This window comes from Nocardia sp. NPDC004568, from assembly GCF_040609955.1.
Classification (GTDB): domain Bacteria; phylum Actinomycetota; class Actinomycetes; order Mycobacteriales; family Mycobacteriaceae; genus Nocardia.
Genome location: NZ_JBEXLL010000010.1, coordinates 1 through 18,557, shown reverse-complemented (window position 1 = coordinate 18,557; position 18,557 = coordinate 1). Strand labels below are relative to the sequence as shown.

20 protein-coding genes and 1 pseudogene are annotated in these 18,557 nt (G+C 68.4%); 6 read left to right on the top strand and 15 right to left on the bottom strand.

Translation table 11 applies throughout. The features are described 5' to 3' along the window. Positions 1-36: 36 nt before the first annotated feature. From ABZV91_RS07600 to ABZV91_RS07585, 4 genes are all read right to left on the bottom strand, one after another. Entirely contained in the window at positions 37-528 is a 492-nt protein-coding gene (locus ABZV91_RS07600) for a cyclic nucleotide-binding domain-containing protein (RefSeq protein ID WP_355236971.1), read from the bottom strand. Then, positions 515-1,624, bottom strand: a complete 1,110-nt coding sequence (locus tag ABZV91_RS07595) for a 4Fe-4S dicluster domain-containing protein (RefSeq protein ID WP_355236968.1) — start codon at positions 1,622-1,624, stop codon at positions 515-517. Before ABZV91_RS07595 ends, ABZV91_RS07600 begins: the two co-directional genes overlap by 14 nt. Positions 1,625-1,724: 100 nt before the next feature. Continuing rightward, positions 1,725-1,919, bottom strand: a complete 195-nt coding sequence (locus ABZV91_RS07590; protein ID WP_355236965.1) for a hypothetical protein — start codon at positions 1,917-1,919, stop codon at positions 1,725-1,727. Positions 1,920-2,018: 99 nt separating this feature from the next. Continuing rightward, positions 2,019-2,600, bottom strand: a complete 582-nt coding sequence (locus ABZV91_RS07585; RefSeq protein WP_355236962.1) for a CBS domain-containing protein — start codon at positions 2,598-2,600, stop codon at positions 2,019-2,021. A 269-nt stretch (positions 2,601-2,869) separates the two neighbouring features. Between ABZV91_RS07585 and ABZV91_RS07580 the strand changes: the two genes are divergently transcribed. After that, positions 2,870-3,121, top strand: a complete 252-nt coding sequence (locus tag ABZV91_RS07580; RefSeq protein WP_355236959.1) for a hypothetical protein — start codon at positions 2,870-2,872, stop codon at positions 3,119-3,121. 168 nt (positions 3,122-3,289) lie between these two features. On the opposite strand, the gene ABZV91_RS07575 is transcribed toward ABZV91_RS07580, so the two are convergent. The 7 genes from ABZV91_RS07575 to ABZV91_RS07545 all read right to left on the bottom strand — a co-directional run bounded on the left by ABZV91_RS07575 (position 3,290) and on the right by ABZV91_RS07545 (position 10,308). After that, positions 3,290-5,326, bottom strand: a complete 2,037-nt coding sequence (locus ABZV91_RS07575) for an erythromycin esterase family protein (RefSeq protein ID WP_355236956.1) — start codon at positions 5,324-5,326, stop codon at positions 3,290-3,292. Between the two features lie 56 nt (positions 5,327-5,382). Beyond that, positions 5,383-6,294, bottom strand: a complete 912-nt coding sequence (locus ABZV91_RS07570; protein ID WP_355236953.1) for a universal stress protein — start codon at positions 6,292-6,294, stop codon at positions 5,383-5,385. Continuing rightward, on the bottom strand, positions 6,291-6,686 hold the full coding sequence (locus ABZV91_RS07565) for a hypothetical protein (RefSeq protein WP_355236950.1): 396 nt from the start codon (positions 6,684-6,686) through the stop codon (positions 6,291-6,293). Before ABZV91_RS07565 ends, ABZV91_RS07570 begins: the two co-directional genes overlap by 4 nt. Positions 6,687-6,848: 162 nt before the next feature. Continuing rightward, complete coding sequence (gene hydA, locus ABZV91_RS07560; protein WP_355236948.1) at positions 6,849-8,249, bottom strand: dihydropyrimidinase; 1,401 nt, start codon at positions 8,247-8,249, stop codon at positions 6,849-6,851. Next, positions 8,246-8,632: a gamma-glutamylcyclotransferase gene (locus ABZV91_RS07555; RefSeq protein WP_355236945.1), complete on the bottom strand. Its 387-nt coding sequence runs from the start codon at positions 8,630-8,632 to the stop codon at positions 8,246-8,248. The genes hydA and ABZV91_RS07555 overlap by 4 nt, the downstream gene beginning before the upstream one ends. A gap of 16 nt (positions 8,633-8,648) precedes the next feature. Continuing rightward, positions 8,649-9,797, bottom strand: coding sequence for an FAD-dependent oxidoreductase (locus ABZV91_RS07550; RefSeq protein WP_355236942.1), 1,149 nt, complete (start codon positions 9,795-9,797; stop codon positions 8,649-8,651). Continuing rightward, the gene (locus ABZV91_RS07545) at positions 9,787-10,308 is read right to left on the bottom strand and encodes a dihydrodipicolinate synthase family protein (RefSeq protein ID WP_355236939.1); all 522 of its coding nucleotides are present in this window, start codon (positions 10,306-10,308) and stop codon (positions 9,787-9,789) included. Before ABZV91_RS07545 ends, ABZV91_RS07550 begins: the two co-directional genes overlap by 11 nt. Positions 10,309-10,334: 26 nt before the next feature. Here ABZV91_RS07545 and ABZV91_RS07540 point away from each other — a divergent pair. Continuing rightward, positions 10,335-10,601, top strand: a pseudogene (locus ABZV91_RS07540) (ectoine/hydroxyectoine ABC transporter ATP-binding protein EhuA); the annotation flags it as partial. A gap of 76 nt (positions 10,602-10,677) precedes the next feature. On the opposite strand, the gene ABZV91_RS07535 reads toward ABZV91_RS07540, so the two are convergent. Both ABZV91_RS07535 and ABZV91_RS07530 read right to left on the bottom strand, forming a co-directional pair. Continuing rightward, entirely contained in the window at positions 10,678-12,966 is a 2,289-nt protein-coding gene (locus ABZV91_RS07535; RefSeq protein ID WP_355237257.1) for a heavy metal translocating P-type ATPase, read from the bottom strand. 130 nt (positions 12,967-13,096) lie between these two features. Then, positions 13,097-13,327, bottom strand: coding sequence for an SHOCT domain-containing protein (locus ABZV91_RS07530; RefSeq protein WP_355236936.1), 231 nt, complete (start codon positions 13,325-13,327; stop codon positions 13,097-13,099). Positions 13,328-13,704: 377 nt separating this feature from the next. Between ABZV91_RS07530 and ABZV91_RS07525 the strand changes: the two genes are divergently transcribed. Both ABZV91_RS07525 and ABZV91_RS07520 read left to right on the top strand, forming a co-directional pair. Further along, the gene (locus ABZV91_RS07525; RefSeq protein WP_355236933.1) at positions 13,705-14,955 is read left to right on the top strand and encodes an Nramp family divalent metal transporter; all 1,251 of its coding nucleotides are present in this window, start codon (positions 13,705-13,707) and stop codon (positions 14,953-14,955) included. Positions 14,956-15,013: 58 nt separating this feature from the next. Continuing rightward, positions 15,014-15,631, top strand: coding sequence for a GNAT family protein (locus ABZV91_RS07520; RefSeq protein WP_355236930.1), 618 nt, complete (start codon positions 15,014-15,016; stop codon positions 15,629-15,631). Between the two features lie 76 nt (positions 15,632-15,707). On the opposite strand, the gene ABZV91_RS07515 is transcribed toward ABZV91_RS07520, so the two are convergent. Beyond that, entirely contained in the window at positions 15,708-16,124 is a 417-nt protein-coding gene (locus tag ABZV91_RS07515) for a hypothetical protein (RefSeq protein ID WP_355236928.1), read from the bottom strand. A 252-nt stretch (positions 16,125-16,376) separates the two neighbouring features. Here ABZV91_RS07515 and ABZV91_RS07510 point away from each other — a divergent pair, with 252 nt between their 5' ends. Next, the gene (locus ABZV91_RS07510; RefSeq protein WP_355236925.1) at positions 16,377-17,054 is read left to right on the top strand and encodes a class I SAM-dependent methyltransferase; all 678 of its coding nucleotides are present in this window, start codon (positions 16,377-16,379) and stop codon (positions 17,052-17,054) included. Between the two features lie 11 nt (positions 17,055-17,065). Here the strand turns inward: ABZV91_RS07510 and ABZV91_RS07505 are convergent, their stop codons facing one another. Then, positions 17,066-17,332 carry a hypothetical protein gene (locus ABZV91_RS07505; protein ID WP_355236922.1) on the bottom strand — a complete coding sequence of 89 codons (267 nt, stop codon included), beginning with the start codon at positions 17,330-17,332 and terminating at the stop codon, positions 17,066-17,068. A 544-nt stretch (positions 17,333-17,876) separates the two neighbouring features. On the opposite strand from ABZV91_RS07505, the gene ABZV91_RS07500 reads away from it, so the two are divergent. Then, on the top strand, positions 17,877-18,215 hold the full coding sequence (locus tag ABZV91_RS07500) for a glycine zipper domain-containing protein (protein ID WP_355236919.1): 339 nt from the start codon (positions 17,877-17,879) through the stop codon (positions 18,213-18,215). The last annotated feature ends 342 nt before the right edge of the window (positions 18,216-18,557 follow it).

Below are 18,557 nucleotides of genomic sequence, written 5' to 3'. Positions count from 1 at the left end.
CGTTCGCGGCGGACAGGTCGGACCGCACCACGCTGGTCACGATCCACCACAGCTGGGGTGCCAGGGCTGTTCGGCCGGGTTACGGTACAGGTCGATCAAGCGAGCCCGCGTGGCCTGTAACCGGACGACCAACACCTCCGTCAACGCGAGCAGCAGCGCCCGGCCGAACCGCGGATCGTCAGCAGAGAGCCGATTCAACGCGATCGCGTCGAATTCGACCGCCTCCACCGCTTCGGTGGCCAGCGCACCGAAGTGCCAGCGATACGGGGGCACCAGCCACGACCAGCCGAGCAGGTCACCGCGGTGCAGTGTTTGCAGAGCGATCTCGGTGTGCCCGCCCACCCGCGTGTCGAGCCGTACCTGCCCCCCGCGGATCAGCCAGCACCGGTCCGCCGGCTGCCCCTCCTGGATCATCCGGTGGCCGGGCGGAAACGCGACCTCATGTCCCGCCCGCGCCAGTGTCCGCAGCTCCTCCCGGTCGAGGGCCGCCAGACTCGGAAACGCCGACAGATCGTCAAGGACCGGCATCCGCGGTCTCCTCGGCGGCCGCGGCGAGGCTCGCCACCTCCGCCGTCAGGTCGATACCGGCCGGGCACCAGTCGATGCATCGTCCGCAGCCCACACAGCCGGAGCTGCCGAACTGCTCGTGCCAGGTGCCGAGTTTATGGCTCAGCCATTGCCGATAGCGGCTCTCTCCGCTCTGCCGCACATCTCCGCCGTGCACATAGGAGAAGTCCAGTTCGAAGCAGGATGCCCACCGCTCCCAGCGCTCGGCGTGGTCGCCGGTGAGGTCGGTGATGTCCTCGGTGGTGGTGCAGAAGCAGGTGGGGCAGACCATCGTGCAGTTTCCGCAGGTGAGACAGCGCGACGCCACATCCTGCCAGTGCGGGGATTCCCGGGAGTCGCGCACCAGGCGCGGTAGATCCACATCCGGCATCGTCCGGCCCATCTTCCCGGCCGCCGCCGAGACCGCGTCACGGGCCCGCGTGACCTCCTCCTGCCCGGCTTCTCGCGCGGACCCGAGTTCGGCGAGCACCTCCGCGCCGGCCTCAGAACCCACGTCGACCACGAATCGGTGCTCGGGTTCGGTCTGCTCGGTCAGTGCGAGGTCATATCCGGCCGTCACCCCCGGCCCGGTGCCCATGGATGCGCAGAAGCACACCCCACCCGGTTCCGTGCAGTTCGCGGCCACCACGAACAGATCGCCGGTGCGCGCGGTGAACCCCGCATCCGGGTGCGCGCCACCGCCCAGCACCCGGCGCAGTATGCCCATGGCCGCCAGATCACAACCGCGGACACCGAGAAAGGCGGAGCGGGTGGGTACCGCCTCCGCCGGTTCCGGTTCGAGATCGGGGCCGATGGCGGAAATTTTGCGCCGAGGCGGATGCAGGAACTGTTTCCAGGAGCCCGGGCCGGCGGAATGCGCGAACACGGCGTGGTCGGCGCGACGCCGGAGCCGGTAGTACCCGGGGGCGGTCTCCACTCCCCATCCATCGGGCAGCTCGGATCCCGATTCGAGTTCGTCGAGCACCACTGCACCGTCGCGGACGCGCGGTCCTATCACCCGATATCCACGCGCACGCAGCACCTCGACCAGCCGATCCAGGCCCGCACGATCGATCATTGCCGTCCCAGCCGGCATCTCACCACCTCCGATCGGTCCGAACACCCGCTTTCGAGTCTGGACCGGTCGGACAGCTCCTGCGAGAGAAGAAGGTCACCTATCAGCACCGCAGTGCGCGTGGGGCCGCCCCGGTGGGCAGGTACAGACGCCTACCGCGCGATAAGTCGACCGCGAGCCAGTTCGGCGACCCGTTCCATGGCTCCGGTTCCGCGAAGAAATGCGTGGCGCCGGGCACCACGACCCACTCGGTGTCGCCGGGTATCTGCCGTACCTCCGACCGGTTGCGCTCGAGCACCTGCGGATCATCACCCCGACGATCGACAGTGTGGGCACGTGCACCGCCGCCGGCGCCGGCCCGGCCGGATCCGGCCGGGCCGGGCCCCGTCCTGGAACGTCATCCGGCGGACCGAATGTGCGCGGTATCCACCACTCGGGCTTCCTCGACCCCGGCGACCGTTCGGATCATGGCCGTCAGGACGCGCCGCTCGGCCTCGTCGGCACAGGAACCTCGGACGGTGACCGTCCCGTCGACGACCTCGACTTCCCATCCGCGGTGGCTGCCCGAATAGTCGTCGAGCAGGGAGCACACCCGCGCCTCGATCACACCCTGGTTCAATGCGAAGGCACGGAGCAGATCACTACGCGATATGACGCCGACGAGCACCCCGGCCGCGACGACCGGAAGCGACCGGCGATGGTGATCGAGCGCGGCCTTCACCACGTCCGATACCTCTGTCGTGGGCTCGACCACCTCCACCGGGGTCGACATCGCCACCCCCACCACCGCCGAGGCGTGCCGGGATTCGAGCGCGGCCATGGCATCGGACTCCGACAGGAGGCCGACCACCCGCTCCCGGTCGTCGACCACCGGCAGCGCCGCAAAACCGTAACTGGTCAGGAGCCCTACCGCTTCCGAGAGCGGTGTCTCCCGGTGGACCGTGACGACGGGACGGCTCATTATGTCACGTGCACGCACGGTGATCAGCTCCCTCCGGCGGACCTGTCCCACAGCAGCCCCCGTTGCCGAAACGGCGGAACATACTGTTCCTCACCACATTCGTCATCGGCACTCATGGCCGATAGTGCGGAAGGTGCACCGGGACGAGGACCAATGTCATCGGCCACCGCCTGTCGGAGCCGTGTCGGCACCGGTATGGTCCTGCACATCACGGAATTGGCCACGGTAGGCCTCTGGCCCGGCGGGACCGGACAGCTGTTCTCGGCCACCCTGCCGGGGGCCGGACCGTGCTGATCGGTGCCGGCATCGCGGCGGCGATCTCCGGGCTGATCGTCGCGATCGCGGTGCGGCGGACGGAGCTGCTCCGCGACGCGCGCGACACCCTGCGTTCGATGATCCGCCTCCTCCGGCAACCCCACCGGGCGCCGCTGTTGCTCGGCGGTCAGTTGGGCGTGAACCTCGCGTACATCGCCGCACTGGGCTTCGCGCTGCATGCCTTCGGGCAGGACGTGCCCCCGGGCCGGCTGGCCGCCGCATAGTCGCGCCGCGGGTCCGCACGACCGTCGCGATCGTGAGCTGTCGCGATCGGCTGCAGTCGGGGTCACCGGGGATTACGACACCACGCCCGATATCCAGACGATCCCCTCGGGTATCGAGACCGAGATAGCGGGTTGCCGGCGCACGCGCGCAACCGGCGGCCGACGGGTTCACAGACCGGTCGGGTAGCTCTCCGGCACGGTGCCCGGACTCCAACGTGCGCTCGGTTCGAGTGGCCGGAGGGCTGTGGTGGACTCGATGTGGACGAGCCCGTCGAACTGCCGCGCCGCGCGGGTATGGAAATAATGGCTGCGGCGTTCGGTTCCGGGGCTGTAGACCACGCCGATCGCCCGCTGGATCCGCGGCATATCCAATAGTTCCGTCGCCGCGGACGGACGGTCGAGCCGAAGCAGGAACGCGGGCTTCCCGGTATCGCTGAGTTGGCTTTCCACGCTGCCTGGAAGGGGCTGACGTACGGTTTCGCGTAGGGCTGGGCCGCCCCACTCCTGGGCAGCAGTGACCGTCCCCGAGGCGGTGCTGAAACCGAGGAGGCGGCAGTGGCGCCCGTGCCGCTCCCTGACGAGCTGACCGACGGTGACCTGGCCTTCGGCACCCATTTCGGTGGCCCGGGCGTCGCCCACGTGCGAATTGTGCGCCCACACCACGATCCGGGGTTCACGGGAACTACCGCCGCATCCACCTTGCCGTACCAGATGCGCGGCCAGCGCGTCCAGGGTTCGGGCCATATGCCGGTCGCGGAGATTCCACGAGTGCACGCGTCCGGAGAACATCGCGCGGTAGTAGGCCTCGGCGTCACGAACCGACCAGGCGTTGCGGAGCACATCGAACTGTTCCTCCGCCGTCCGGCCGTGCGTCAACGTCGCGGCCAGCAGTTCCCGCTGCATTTCGACGAGCTGTTCGATCGCCTGGTTCTCGCAGGACCGGCCGGCGCCGAACGCCGCCGCGAACCCATATGCCTCGCCGTCGTCGCCCGACACCTGGTCGAAGCACGCGTAGCGGGCCGCGGCGCGGCGCGCGGCGCGCGGATCCGCGTCTTCGAGGTAACGGATCACTTCGCGCATCGAACGATGCAGGCTGTACAGATCGAGACCGTAGAACCCGGCCGACGGGGCGCCGGCGGTACGGCACCGGGTGTTGTGGGTGTGCAGCCAGGTGACGAAGTCACGCACAACCGTATTGCGCCACATCCACGCCGGAAACCGCTCGAATCCGGCCAACGCGTCGGACGCGTCCCGATCGTCCCCGTGGCCACGGACATAACGGTTGACCCGATAGGCGTCGGGCCAGTCGGCCTCGGCGGCCACCGCGGTGAACCCGTGCTCCTCGATAAGCCATCGAGTGATCTGCGCACGGGCGGCATAGAACTCGTGCGTACCGTGCGAACTCTCCCCGATCAGCACGAACCGGGCATCACCGATCAGGTCGGCGAGGTCGTCGAAAGCTGGTACGCCACCGGGCGCGTCGATGGCCGCCGCGCGCAGTATCTCGGCATCCGAGCGGTGCCGCGACGGAGCGCCGCCGGTCGGTGTCGCCATCAATTGCCGGACCTGCTCGTCGGTGACCTGTATGAAATCCCAGTATGATTCCCCGACCGCACGGAACGGCGAGGGCATCGTCGCACAGACGAGTTCGTCCACCGCGACGCCGAGTTCGTGGCAGGTGGACTCGGGTGCGGCGGGCAGGGCCACGACGATCCGCTTCGGTTCGCCGCTCCGGATCGCTTCGACGGCGGCGACCATGCCCGCGCCGGTGGCGAGGCCGTCGTCGACGAGGATCACCGTCCGGCCCGACACATCCAGTGGGCCGCGGCCGGCACGGTAGACCGCTTCCCGGCGAGCCAGTTCCGCCGCCTCGTCACGCGCTATTTCCTGCACCGTGTCGGTGGATAGGCGCAGCGCCCGCACGATGTCGTCGTTCAGGACCACGCGCCCGCCGGAGGCCAGGGCCCCGATCGCGAATTCGGGGTGGTCCGGGAGGCCGAGCTTGCGCACGATGAGCGCATCCATCGGTGCCCGTAATGCGTCGGCGATCTCCCACGCGACCGGGATCCCACCATGTGCCAGCCCGAGCACCAGGACCTCGGGGTCGCCGCGATACCGCTCCAGCAGCCGCGCCAGCGCCCGTCCGGCATCGCTGCGGTCCTCGAAAATCCGTGACCGGGTATCCGGCTGTTCCGGTGTTCGCACAGCAATCTCCTCCGATGTTTCGAGCGGCACGCCGGGACCTACTCGGCGAGAATGTGTCAGCGCTGGCCGCGCGCGCGAACGATGACGATCGGAGTCTCCACGGCGTGCAGCAGCGCGTTGCTGGTGGATCCCAGCAGCATGCTCGCGAAACCACCCCGGCCGTGGCTACCGACGACGACCAGCTGAGCATCCGCCGACGCGTCGAGCAGCGAACGCACCGGGCGGTCCGCCGTGACGAGGCGCTCGACCGGCACATCCGGGTACTTCTCCGCATACCCGGCGAGGTTCTCGGCGAGCAGCGCCATGGCCGAGTCCCGCGCACCGTCCCGGTGCCGGAGCGGGATCTCGTATCCACTGGTATCGCTCCAGGCGTGCACGGCGACCACTCCGACTCTCCGGCGTGCTGCCTCGTCGAACGCCAGTTCCACGGCCGGGACGCTGTTTCCGCTGCCGTCGACACCCACCAGCACCGGACGAGTCGCCGCGGCCACGTCCAGCGGCGCGTCCGCGTGGATCACCGCGACCGGGCATCGAGCGTGCTGGGCCACGGCGGTGCTCACCGAGCCGATCAGCCCCCGCTGGAAGGCTCCGAGTCCCCGGCTCCCGACGACCAGCATCCGGGCCGAATCCGACCGCTCGACGAGAGCCGGCACGACGAGCTTGTCGATCGCCTCGGTGGTGATCACGAGGCCGGGATCCGACGCGGCGGTCCGGGCGACGTGCTCGGCCCCGGCCAGCAGCCGGCCGGCCTCGTCGTGCAACACCCGCAGGTCGTCCTCGGTCAGGGTGGCTTCGGGCCCGAAGCCGACCGGCAGTATCCACGAGTTGAGCAGGTGCAGACCGCACCCGTGGATACTCGCTTCGACGGCGGCCCAGGCCACCGCCCGATTCGAACCGGGTGAACCGTCCACCGCCGCGACCACCGGCGGCGTGGTGTGTTCTCCGGAACCGGATACCGAGTCGGTCATGGGCTGCCTTCCTGTGTGTCTCCGGGGGAGCTGTTCTCCGCCGCGCGGACGAACGAACGCCAGTGGCGGTCCCAATAGCGGTCCCGGCGGCGGGCGGCGAGGCGCGCACTGCCGAACATCAGACACCACGCGCTCAGCCAGCCCCCGGCGACGATCCCGAGGCCTGCACAGACACCGGTCACCGCTGTCGCACCGTTCGCATAGACCACCGTGCCGACGGTCCCGGCGACCGGAACCACCACCAGTACGATCACCGCAGCCACCAGGAGCACGACGGACTCGATCCGGTCGACCGGGCGCAGCAGCGCATTCGGATTGCTCGGCCGCAGGGCCCAGAGATGCCGGAGGATCATCCGATATTGCAACCACTGCGCCGCCGCCTGCTCCGACATCCTTACCACCCTTTCCGGGCCGGCTCCTTCCTCGATGTTCCTACCGACGCACGCCACGGGTCAGAGAAGAATGTCACCGAGTTCATGGGCTCAATGCCCGGATCGACCGGCTGGAGGTTTGCCGGCGCCGAGCGTGCGGGCACCGCCGGATCCGCGGGGTGCTCAGCCCACGTCGACGAGTGTCGGAATGGCCTCGAAGTCCAGAGGCGCCGCCTCGACATGACGTCCCCGGGGCGTGGGGTCGACCAGTTCTCCGTCGTGCACGACGACCGTGCCGCGGACGAGCACGGTGACGGGCTTGCCCCGCAGCCGTCGCCCTTCGTACGGGGTGTAGTCGGTCGCCATGTGCAGCGTGTCGACCGTGACGGTCCATTCGAGGTCCGGATCCCACAGGGCGATATCGGCGTCCGCGCCGGGCATCAGCGAGCCCTTTCGTGGATACAGACCGTTCGTGCGGGCCGGGCCGGCCGCGGTCAGTTCGACGAATCGGCTCGCGGACAGGCCGAGGCCGCCGACGTAGCGGGAGTAGATCACCGGCAGGCGGGTCTCGACCCCGGGTAGCCCGTTCGGCATATGCCGGACATCGTGACTGTGCCGCTGTTTCTGGGCGGTGTCGTAGCAGCAGTGATCGGATCCGATGGTGGTGATGTGGCCGGTGAACAGGTGGCGGCCGAGTGCTTCCACGGTCGCGGCCGAGCGCAGCGGCGGGCAGCACACGAAACGCTCCGGTTGCGCGCCGCCGTATTCGGAGTCGTCGAGTATCAGGTGGTGGGCGACGGCTTCGGTGAAGGCCACCAGCCCCCGCTTCCGTGCGTCCGCGACCAGCTCGACGGCCGCCGGTGTCGATTGATGGACGAAGTAGACGGGGGCCCGCTGCGATTCCGCGATCGCCAGAATCGCCGCGACCGAGGCGGTTTCGGCCAGCTCCGGCCGGGTATCGGCCATATGCGATGCGTCGACACGGGCCGCGGCGGCGGCCAGATTCTGCGCGTCGGTGACGATGGCGTCCGATTCGCAGTGGATGACGACCCTGCCGCCGAGATCGCGGGTGGTCTGCATCGTATTGAGGATGGTGTGCTCGTTCGCCATCGTCTCGCCCGCGTAGGTGGTGAACATCTTCACCGTGCGGATGCCGGCGGCGGCCAGGGCGGCCAGTTGATCCGCGGTGGTGTCGTCCCATTCGACGACGCACGCGTGCAGGGCCGAATCGCACAGTCCCTCGACCGCTTTCGCGCGCTGTCTCTCGGCCGCGTCGAGCGGTCGCTGACCCGGCCGGGGGATGGCGAAGTCGACGATCGTGGTGGTGCCGCCGAAAACCGCCGCGGTGGTGCATTCGCGGTAGGAGTCCAGGGAGGTGAACTCGCCAGAGGTGAATCCGACATGGCAGTGCGGGTCCACGCCGCCGGGTAGGACCAGTTTCCCGGTGGCATCGATGATTTCCGCCGCGGCATCGACCTCGGTGCCCGGCGCGAGCACCGCCACGATCCGGCCGTCGTCGATCACCAGATCCGCCGGTGCCGACCAGTGGGATTCGACGACGGTTCCGCCGCGTACGACTTTCACGACATCTCCTTCCGATACGCGACCCAGCCGCCGCGGTCGCTGATATCGATCACACCCGGTGCGTCGAGGGCGCTGCGGCGCATCCGCATCGACAGCGAGCCGCTGCCGTCCGCCAATTCGATGACACCGAGCTCGAGTTCTTCCGGCTCCCGCGGGAGCAGCTCGTCACGCAGTAGGTCGTACTCGACCTCGTAGAGTTCTCCCGGCACCGCGACGCCTCCGCTGGTGACCGGGTGCAGACCGGGGAACTCGCCGCGCACGGAATAGAACCGGTACCTCGGCGCGGTGTCGACCGCGCCGAGGAACCGCGCGCGGTGCAGCGCGTCGTGCAGAGTGCCGCCGGACATCGCCTGCCCGTTGACGAACATCGTGACCGAAGCCATGCCAATCCTCTTCTTGTCAGTGTGTCGGTAACTGGACGAGTCGAGCGGGAGAGAACGCCGAGAGATCGATATCGGTGGTGTTCCCGTGCACCATCGCGGTGAGGGCCTGCGCCCACAGCGGCGCGAAGGTGAAGGAATACGTACCGCCCGCGACGAAAAGTCCTGGCGCGTCGTCGAGCCCGCCGATGACCGGCATCTCGTCCGGTGTCGTGACAACCGGTCCGGTCCAGGTGGCGCGCAAGGGATATCGGTGCAGAGATGGGAGCAGGCGCTCGACCTGCGCGAGATTGCCGACGGTGCTGTCGTCGCGGATCGGTGCGGCGTGGTGCTCGTGGAACGGTCCGGCGGGCCAGCCTCCCCCGAGTACGAGCCGATGCCGCCGATCCTGTTTGATCGACATCCCCTCGCCCACATGCTGTACCAGTACGTCGAGAGTGTTCGGCTCGGCATCCAGCGCGTGCATCTGCAGCGAGGTGGGTGCGAGATCCAGGGTGATTCCGGCCGGCGCGACGATCGCAGCCAGCCACGGTCCAGCCACGTCGATCACCACCGGCGCCCGCCAGGTTTTCCCCGGTGTCGTCACGACCCATTCACCGCCCGTGCGTTCCAGGCCGGTGACCGGGGTATGCGGGTGCAGGGTGGCGCCCTCGGCGATCGCCTGCCGCAGCAGCGCCGGACCTGCCATATCGGGTTCGGCGTATCCGTCCCAGGCGCACCAGGTGGCGGCTTCGACGGTCGGCCCGAGCAACGGCAGCGCCCGCCGGGCTTCGGCACCGGTGAGGACCTCGGTCGGTATGCCGGCGGACTGTTCCCACCGGTATTTCCTGTGCAGCGCGCGTACCTGTTCGTCGGTCTCGGCGACCATGAATCCGCCACATCGGTTGAGGCGGAGGCCGGGCACGCTCTCGCCGAGCATGTCCCACAGTCCACTCGCGGCCTTCTGCAGCGGGAGCAGCTTTTCGACGTCCACCGGTGTGCCCTGGCCGGGGCGCCGGGTGTGAATGGTCTGGATGTGCAGATTCCCGGCAGTAGTGCCGGAACCCGCGGTGTTGGGTGCCGTGCGGTCGAGTACGGCGACACGGGAACCCGCGCGGGTCAGCGCCAGCGCTGCCGCCGCACCGACAATTCCCGCGCCGACGACCACCGCATCGAGTTCACGCCGCACGGCCGGCTCCTACGGCGCGGGCGGACGCGGCGACGATACCGGAGGCGGCGACGATATCGCGGAGGGCGTCGAGTGTCGCCGGATCCGTGATGGGCAGCAGGGGTTCACGGACCTCGCCGCCCGGCTGCCCGAGGAGCTTCATCACGGCCTTCAGCTGCGGAATGGGTGAGGCGTACACACCGCTGTAGTCGGGGTTGACCAGCCGCCCCGACAGAGCTTTGTACTTGTCCACCCATTCGCGCGCGGTCCCGGCATCGCGCGCCGCGACCGCGCGGTAGAACGGCACCGCGTAGGGTGCGCCCACGCCGCCACCGTCGATGTTCCCGTCGCCGCCGAGTTCGAGGAGCGCGGCGAGGCCGCGCCGGTGCAGGAAACTCCCGAATACCCGTACCCGGTCCGACACTGTTTCGACGGTATCCAGCATGGCGAGCCAGTCACCGGTGCTGTCCTTGATCGCGACGACCTGGTCCAGGTCGGCCAGGCGGGAGAACAGGCCCGGAATCGTACCCATCTCCAGGGAGACCCCGCGCGGCCACCATGCGACCGGAGGTCATGCTGTTCGACGAACCCACCTCCGCGCTCGACCCCGAGATGGTCAACGAGGTCCTCGACGTCATGCTGCGCCTGCGCGACGAGGGTATGACGATGGTCGTCGTGAGCCACGAGATGGGCTTCGCGAAGGCAGCGGCCGACCGGGTGGTCTTCATGAGCGACGGAAAGATCGTCGAGGAGGCGCCGCCGGAGAAGTTCTTCGGAAACCCCGAACACGCGCGCACCCGCCAGTTCCTCAGCCGGACTCTCTGACACCGGATTCTGTTCCGGTCACTGTCGAGGACACTGCCGACTCACCTCCTCCATACAACCGTGTTCGCCACGGTGGTCATTGCTGTAGGGAAGGTGCGGTGGTGTGTGGTGGTGCGGAGTCGTCGTCGGCGAGCGTGAAGTAGTTCTCTTCTTCCTGCAAGAAGTGCAACTGCAGCAGAGTGTGCAGGCCGTAGAGGCAGGCGAGCAGATCGTCGATCTGGTCGGTGGGAATATGTCCGGTGGCACGTGCCAGCCGGAGATGGGTGCCGATACGGAGGACCAATCGCTGGATCTCGGCATGGGTCCGGCTCATGGTGGCGGTGGCTTCGCTACTGCCGAGTGGTCCGGCCAATGCCGGATACAGCTGGGTTTCTTCGGCCGTTTCGTGCGGTAACAGGCGATCGACGAGGAACCGGTGCGCGTCTTCCACCGCGGACAACGCCGCCCGGTCGGGGCGTCGGGCGAGCCGGTCGGCGGCGGAACGGAGCAGGCCGAGGGTGTCCCGCAGTTCGTCGTGTTCGCCCGCGAAGCGGTACAGCAGTTGTCCGGTTTCGGGAGGCAGCTGTACGCGGGCAGCGGGGTTGCCCCGTAGCGCGCGCAGAGCGTTGACGATGACCGCCACGTCGATGACCTCCTGTAGTAATGCGCCGGCTGCCGGCGGCAGCAGGCCGAGTGCCGCGACGATCATCGCCATCAGCGACAAGCCCATACCGGCCACTGCGCTCTGGATCGCGATGTGGCGCGACCAGCGTGCGGTGTCCATCGCGTCGGCGAGACGGTCCAAGCGGTCGGTGGCCAGCACGATATCGGCGGCTTCGGAGGAGGCGGTCGAGCCGCGCGCGCCCATGGCGACGCCAACCGTGGCCGCGGCGAGCGCCGGTGCGTCGTTGACGCCGTCGCCGGCCATCACCGTGACCGCGACCTCACGTTCGCGCCGCACCGCGTGCACTTTGTCGGCGGGGCTCTGTCCGGCGTACACCTCATCCAGGCCCAGGACGGTGGCGACCTCGCGGGCGGGTTCGGGCCGGTCGCCGGTGAGCATGACCAGCCGGTCGAGCCCGGCTCGGCGTAGGCGACGCACCGTCCGTGGGGCGTCGCGGCGGAGCGGGTCACGCAGCAGTATCGCGGCGGTGAGCCGGCTGTCGACGGCGATCCACGCGATAGCCGCTGAGTCCAGGGCCGCCCTGTTCAGCGCCGCTCGCGCCCACTGTTCGCCGGTCACTGTGTCGAGTAACTTCCCGACCTCGACACGGTGCCCGTCCACCACACCCCGCATTCCGCGTCCGGGTTGCTCGCCGACATCCGACGGCAGCGACAGCACCAGGCCGCGAGCCAACGCTTCGGTGACGATCGCTTCGGCCAGCACATGCGGCGACAGTTGATCGAGCGAGGCCGCCAGCCGAAGCGCGTCGGCGGGGTCGTCGCCGGGCGCGGCGATCACGTCGGTCACCGCCGGTCGGCCGGCGGTGAGCGTACCGGTCTTGTCCATGACCAAGGTCTTCGCGTGGCCGAGATTCTCCAGTGCCCCGCCGCTGCGGATGATCACCCCTTGCCGGGAGGCGCGAGAAAGCCCCGACACGATGGCCACCGGCGCGGCCAGGAGCAAGGGACACGGTGTCGCCACCACCAGGACCGCCACCGCGCGCACCAGCGAGCCGCTGAATACCCACGCACCCACTGCGACCAGCAGGGTGAGCGGCAGGAACCAGGTCGCATACCGGTCGGCCAGGCGCACTACCGGCGCGTTCTCGGCACCGGCCTGCTGTGCCAGTCGCACGATGCCGGCGTAGGTGCTGGCCTCCGCAGTCGCGGTGGCGCGGATCTCGAAGGTCGCACCGGCATCGACGACCCCGGAGCGCACCGGCTCCCCGATATCGCGTTCGACCTGCAGCGGCTCACCCGTCAGCACCGACTCGTCCAGGACCGCGGGCGGTCCGAGGATCCGCCCGTCGACCGGGACCACCTCGCCGGTCGCGACAACCACGATGTCGCCGACGGCTATATCGTCGAGCGCGACCGTGGTCACCTCACTGCCGCTGCGGCGCCGCGCGGATCGCGGGACATGCTCGAGCAGCGCTCGCAGATCGTGCGCGGCCCGCCGCTGCGCGGCGGCGTCCAGCGTGCGACCGGTCGCCAGCATGACAGCGATCAACGCACCGGCCAGATACTCCCCCACCACCAGGGTGCCGACCAGGGACAACACCGCGATGAGATCGACCCCGGCACGTCCTTTCGAGATGGTGGCCACCATCCACCACACGGCAGGTATCAACGCCACCCCGGTCGCCACGATCCAGAAGGCGTCGGCGACACCCGACGAGCCGACGGCCCAGGCGATCAGGCCACCGGCCAGCGCCGACGCCACCGACACCAGCAGTCCGGGTTCGATCCACCGCCGGACCCCACGGGCCCATCCGCCGAGCACCGAATACTCCGTCACCGTCGGCGGCACCTCACCAGGGCGGGCCGACTCCGAACGCCTCGACTCCCGCTGTTCAGACATCGGGGTGCGAATCGAGCACTTTCATACGCCGCGCGTACTCGTCGTCGGTGATCTCACCCCGGGCGTACCGCTCAGCGAGCACCTGCCGCGGACTCGCCCACCCCCTGGGGGGCAGTGACGCGGACGAGGCCATGTATCGGACCAGCAGCACGGATCCCGAGACCACCAGCGCCCAGAACAGGATCGTGCCGACGGCCATCAGCCCGATACCCCAACCGCTCATCCCGGTGCCGTACCACATCAACACGGCTGACCCCCACCGTCACCGAGCCCTCGGCACACGACCGGGTTCCGCGTTCTCATGACAACCTCCTCCGCCGCACCAGATCGGTGTTTCCCACCCTCGCCGCCCGTACCGGAATCACGGCAGAGCACGAGGGCCCCGGCAGCGGGTACAACGTCACCGGATTCGGCCCGGCGGTCCGGAGAGCCGCTCGGGTTTCATCCGCGCCGGCGGCGCCGGGCAAACGACCGACCGCCGGTTCGCACGAGCGCCGGTCCGGCCGGCGCGGCGGCGAATCGAATACGCGTGGCCGACGGCATCACCCCGATCCGGCCGCGCGAACCCACCGACTCCGGCCGACCGTACTATCGGGATTCGTGGGCGCGGCCGGTTTCGTGTCTCGACGAGCAACGCTGGTACGAATTCGCTCGGCGGCGGTGCTGCTCGGCCCCGCTTTCGTGGCGGCGATCGCGTATGTCGATCCCGGTAATGTGGCTGCCAATATCAGTGCGGGCGCGCGATTCGGGTACCTGCTGGTGTGGGTGATCGTCGTAGCCGACGTCGTAGCGGGCCTGGTGCAGTACCTGTCCGCGAAACTCGGACTGGCCACGGGCCGGACGCTGCCCGAGCTGGTCCGTGGCCATACCAGCCGCCCGGTGCGGCTGGCGTACTGGGTGCAGGCGGAAACCGTCGCCATGGCGACGGATATCGCCGAAGTGGTGGGCGGTGCTATCGCGTTGCACATCATGTTCGGCCTTCCGCCCGTTGTGGGCGGGGCCGTCACCGGCATCGCTTCGATGATAGTGCTGGCGATACAGAACCGGTTCGGGCAACAGCCCTTCGAACGGGCCGCGATAGGCCTGCTCACCATTATCGCCCTGGGCTTTCTCGCCGGCGCAGTCCTGGCGCGCCCATCGGTTTCCGGCGCGATAGGTGGCACCGTGCCACATCTCGACGGAACCGAGAGTATGGTGCTCGCCGCCGCCATAATCGGCGCCACCGTGATGCCCCACGCGGTATATCTGCATTCCGGGCTGGTCCGGGATCGGCACGGCCGGCCGCGGACACATCCGGAACTCGTTCGGTTGCTACGGGCGACCCGCAGCGACGTCGGTATGGCCATGCTCTTGGCCGGCGCGGTCAATCTGGCGATGTTGCTGGTGGCCGCCGGCACACTGCACGGCCGCACCGAGGCCACCTCTTTGGACGCGGCGTTCGCCGGGATCGGCGACGTGCTGGGTCCGGCGGCCGGAGCGGTGCTCGCGACCGGCCTGCTCGCCTCGGGTGTGGCATCGACCTCGGTCGGCGCCTACGCCGGCGCCATGATCATGCAAGGCCTCCTCCACCGGCACGTAGCGCTGGTCGTGCGCCGCATGATCACACTGATCCCCGCGTTGGCGGTCCTGGTCGCCAGGGTCGATCCGACCCGGGCACTGATCATCTCCCAAGTGATCCTGTCCTTCGGCATACCCTTCGCGTTGATCCCGCTGGTTCGCTTCACCAGCGATCGGAACCTGATGGGTTACGACACCAACCACCGGTTCACCACGGTGGCGGCCTGGTCCGTGGCCGCTCTCGTCACCGCGCTCAACGCGGTACTGCTTTCGCTCGCCGTCACCAGGATCTGATCCCGGCGCGACCGGGCCGGAGTTGGCCGATCGGCGGACCGATCCTCATGATCCGGTGATGACCCAGCTCGCGGATTTTTCTGTCAAACCGGTGCTCACCGGTCGAAAGGTGCAGCTCCGCCCGTTCGTCGACGCGGACCTCGACGCCATCCGTGCGGCGCTGCGCGATCCGGAGGTCCGCCGGCTTACGGGTAGCGTCCACGACGAGGCGGAAGCGTTCGCCCCCGAGGATCCGGCCGAGGCCGCGAAATTCCGCGACTGGTACGCCGGCCGGGCCGCCCAGCGGGACCGGCTCGATCTCGCGGTCGTGGACACCATCGACAGCCGGTGCGTGGGAGAAGCGGTGCTCAACCAGTGGGACCCCGCCAACCGCAGCTGCAACTTCCGTATCCTGCTCGGCCCCGCCGGACGCGGACGCGGGCTCGGCACCGAGGCCACGCGCCTGATCGTCGGCTACGGCTTCGAGCGGCTCGGCGTGCACCGGATCGCACTCGAGGTCTATGCCTTCAACCGCCGCGCCCACCGTGTCTACGAGAAGGTGGGCTTTCGTGAAGAAGGAGTCCTCCGCCAGTCACTGCGCTATCGGGACGAGTGGATCGACGCCACCGTGATGTCGATGCTCGCGCACGAATGGCTGGGTGATCACAGGCCCTCGGATCTCCGGCACACCGTGTGAAGAAGGGGCCGACGGCGCATGATGACCAGGCCGGGACCTCGGACGAGGCGCGGAGGTATAGCTGTGAAGACCGGTCCTACATCTGTTCCGGCCGCCAGGTGGATACCGCCCAGATAACCACCAGATCGATCGCGATGAGCGCGATCGACCACCACGGGTAGTAGGGCATCCACAGAAAGTTCGCGATGATCGACAGCCCGGCCAGGACCACCGCTGTGACGCGCGCCCACAGCGCGCCCGACATCAGGGCCAGAGCCGCGATCACCAGCAGTATGCCCAGTACGACGTGGATCCAGCCCCAGGTGGTGGTGTCGAACTGGAGAATATAGTTCGGTCCGGTTACGAAGAGCTCGTCGCCGGCGACCGCCGAGATCCCCGCCAGAATCGAAAGCACACCCACCGCGAGCAACAGCACCGCGGCGGCGATCGAGGTCACCGCGGCCACGCCCTGCATCACCGGAGCGTCTCCGGGGCCTGTCCGGTAGGTCGTCATATCCCGCCTCCGCCTCCCGAGAAGTGATCGGATCTCACCCAAGTCCGCTTCGCGGCCGAACGCCTCACCCGTTGCGTGTGAACCCGGTCCGCCCATTCATGTGCTGGGGTGCCCGGAACCGCGAATTTCGATAGATACGCATATCTACGTATCGAGAATGGTTCGCCGGTCGGGTAGGTGTCCGCCGCCCCACACCGGAAATCGACCGGCATTCGCGTGCGCCAGGACGGGCCCCGGCGTACGGTCGAACCTGTGAGCAGCGGCGCTGTACCGGCGACGGCGGGGATTGGCTCGAGCCTCTGGGCACGAGTGTTCGCGGCGCTGTACGACCCCCTGCTCTGGCTGGGTGAAAAGTCGGGTATGGCCGATCGCCGACGGGATCTACTCGGCCGTGCACGGGGGCGGACCGTCGAACTCGGCAGCGGTACCGGCCTCAACCTGCAGTACTACCCCCACGGCCTCGACGAGCTGACCCTGACCGAACCGGAAGCCGCGATGCGTATCCGGTTGGCGCGACGGCTGGGCCGTGGGCGAGACAGGGCACGCGTAGTCGACGCCTCGGCGGAACGGCTGCCATTCACGGATGGAACCGTGGACACTGTCGTCTCGACGCTCGTGTTGTGCACCGTGGCAGACCCGGACGCGGCACTACGGGAGATCGAGCGCGTACTGCATCCCCGCGGCCGGCTGTTGTTCATCGAGCATGTACGTTCCGAATCGCCGCGGCTCGCCCGCTGGCAGGACCGCCTGGCCGGCCCGTGGCGCCGATTCGCCGAGGGCTGCCACTGTAATCGCGCGACCCTCCAGTTGATCCGGGCGCGTGGGCTGGAGGTCGGCGAGGTGCAGGAAACCTCGTGGCGGCGCATGCCCCCGATCGTCCGGCCACTCGTCATGGGTGTAGCCACCAAAACGGCACCCGACCCGGGCTGACACTCGCTCGTTCACCGCACGACCTGCTGTTCGTGCTGACGAGCCTCATAGCGCAACACAGCGGCACGTGCCCGTCCGGGCCCGATCGCCCGGGCATCCGATCGCGCATCGGCCTCTCGGCAGGCCTGCTTCGCCCATTCATAGGCATACAACGCCCGGCGTAGCCAGTGCGAGGGGCTGTCCGCGACGGAACCATTCGGGTGCGGATCATCCATGACAAGCGCTTCCATGGCGGCATCGAATCCGTCGGGATCCACTGAGATCTGTCGATCATCCATCACCGTCCCCTCTCAATCAATGGGCTCACGAACCGACCGGAAGCGGTCACGGATGCGACGGTCGGCGCTACCCCATCAGTTTCCGAAATGCGCATCGCCGATGCACCGGTTGGTCGGCCCTGGGTATACCTGTTTCTGTCGGCGCCCCGAGCGTTGCGGACGACGAACTCATCGCTCCGGCATCGCCATCGAATTCTTCCGGAGGTGCCGACCGCACAATTCGATCAGCCGTCGGTGTGAATCGGCCGACCGATGGCGAGTCGATGCGATATTCCGGCCGACCGATCCGCGCAAGAGCCGGGACCGCGCACCGGTACGGATGGACAAGGCGACCGAACGATACACGATGCGATGCCCAGGGTTCAGCCGGACCACGGCGTGCCCTCCTACCCGACCGATCACGAATCCGGCTGCCGCGCATCGTTATCGATCACATTCTTCGTTCGAACCCCGAGCCCGGCTGCCTATGATTCAGGTGGCCGGAGTGCCTCCGGCCGGTGTATCACGCCCTCGCCTGTTCCGAGGGTCGGAGAGGTGAGCTGAAATGATGGGAAACAACTTGGTCAAGGCAACAGGCGTGGTGGCGTTCGGCGCACTGTCGATGGCCGCGACCATAGTCCTCGCCGGTCCGTCCGCCGCCGATACCGCGACCGATCGAGCCACGCCCGTGGCCGGCATTCCCTTGCAGGAGAGCGAGGACATCGCTACCAACCCGCACGCACTGATCCCCGATCCGGTGTTGAACGGCTCGTCCGCGGGAGGCTCGGTCGGTTCCGCCGTGGGGTCGGCCACCGGATCCGGCGCCGGCTCACTTGTCGGCTCCGTGATCGGTGCCCTGGTCGGCCATCTTCGTCCGGACTTGATCCCGCAAGTTCTACCCTGACCGAAATCCGATAGACCGATCGGCGGGTGGAGCGTCGATCGGTGGGGCAGGCTCGCGCTGCCCTGCGGTCGAGCAGCCGATATCGTCGCAGCATGATCGGGCAGACACACACACCACCGGCAGCCGATGGACGAGCCCCCGGATCTTCGGTCACTTGCGCCGGCGACATGGGTCTCCGGAGCAGATGACCACCGCGGCGGCCCGCCGAAGCGTGGAATCGAGACCGTCATCCGACAGCTCAACGATCAGGAGTCTCAATGAAGTTGTCAAGCCGTGAGCGCGACCGGCGGAGCGGGGGTGAATACCCGATCGTCGCGAAGCAACGCCCACAACACCGAGACC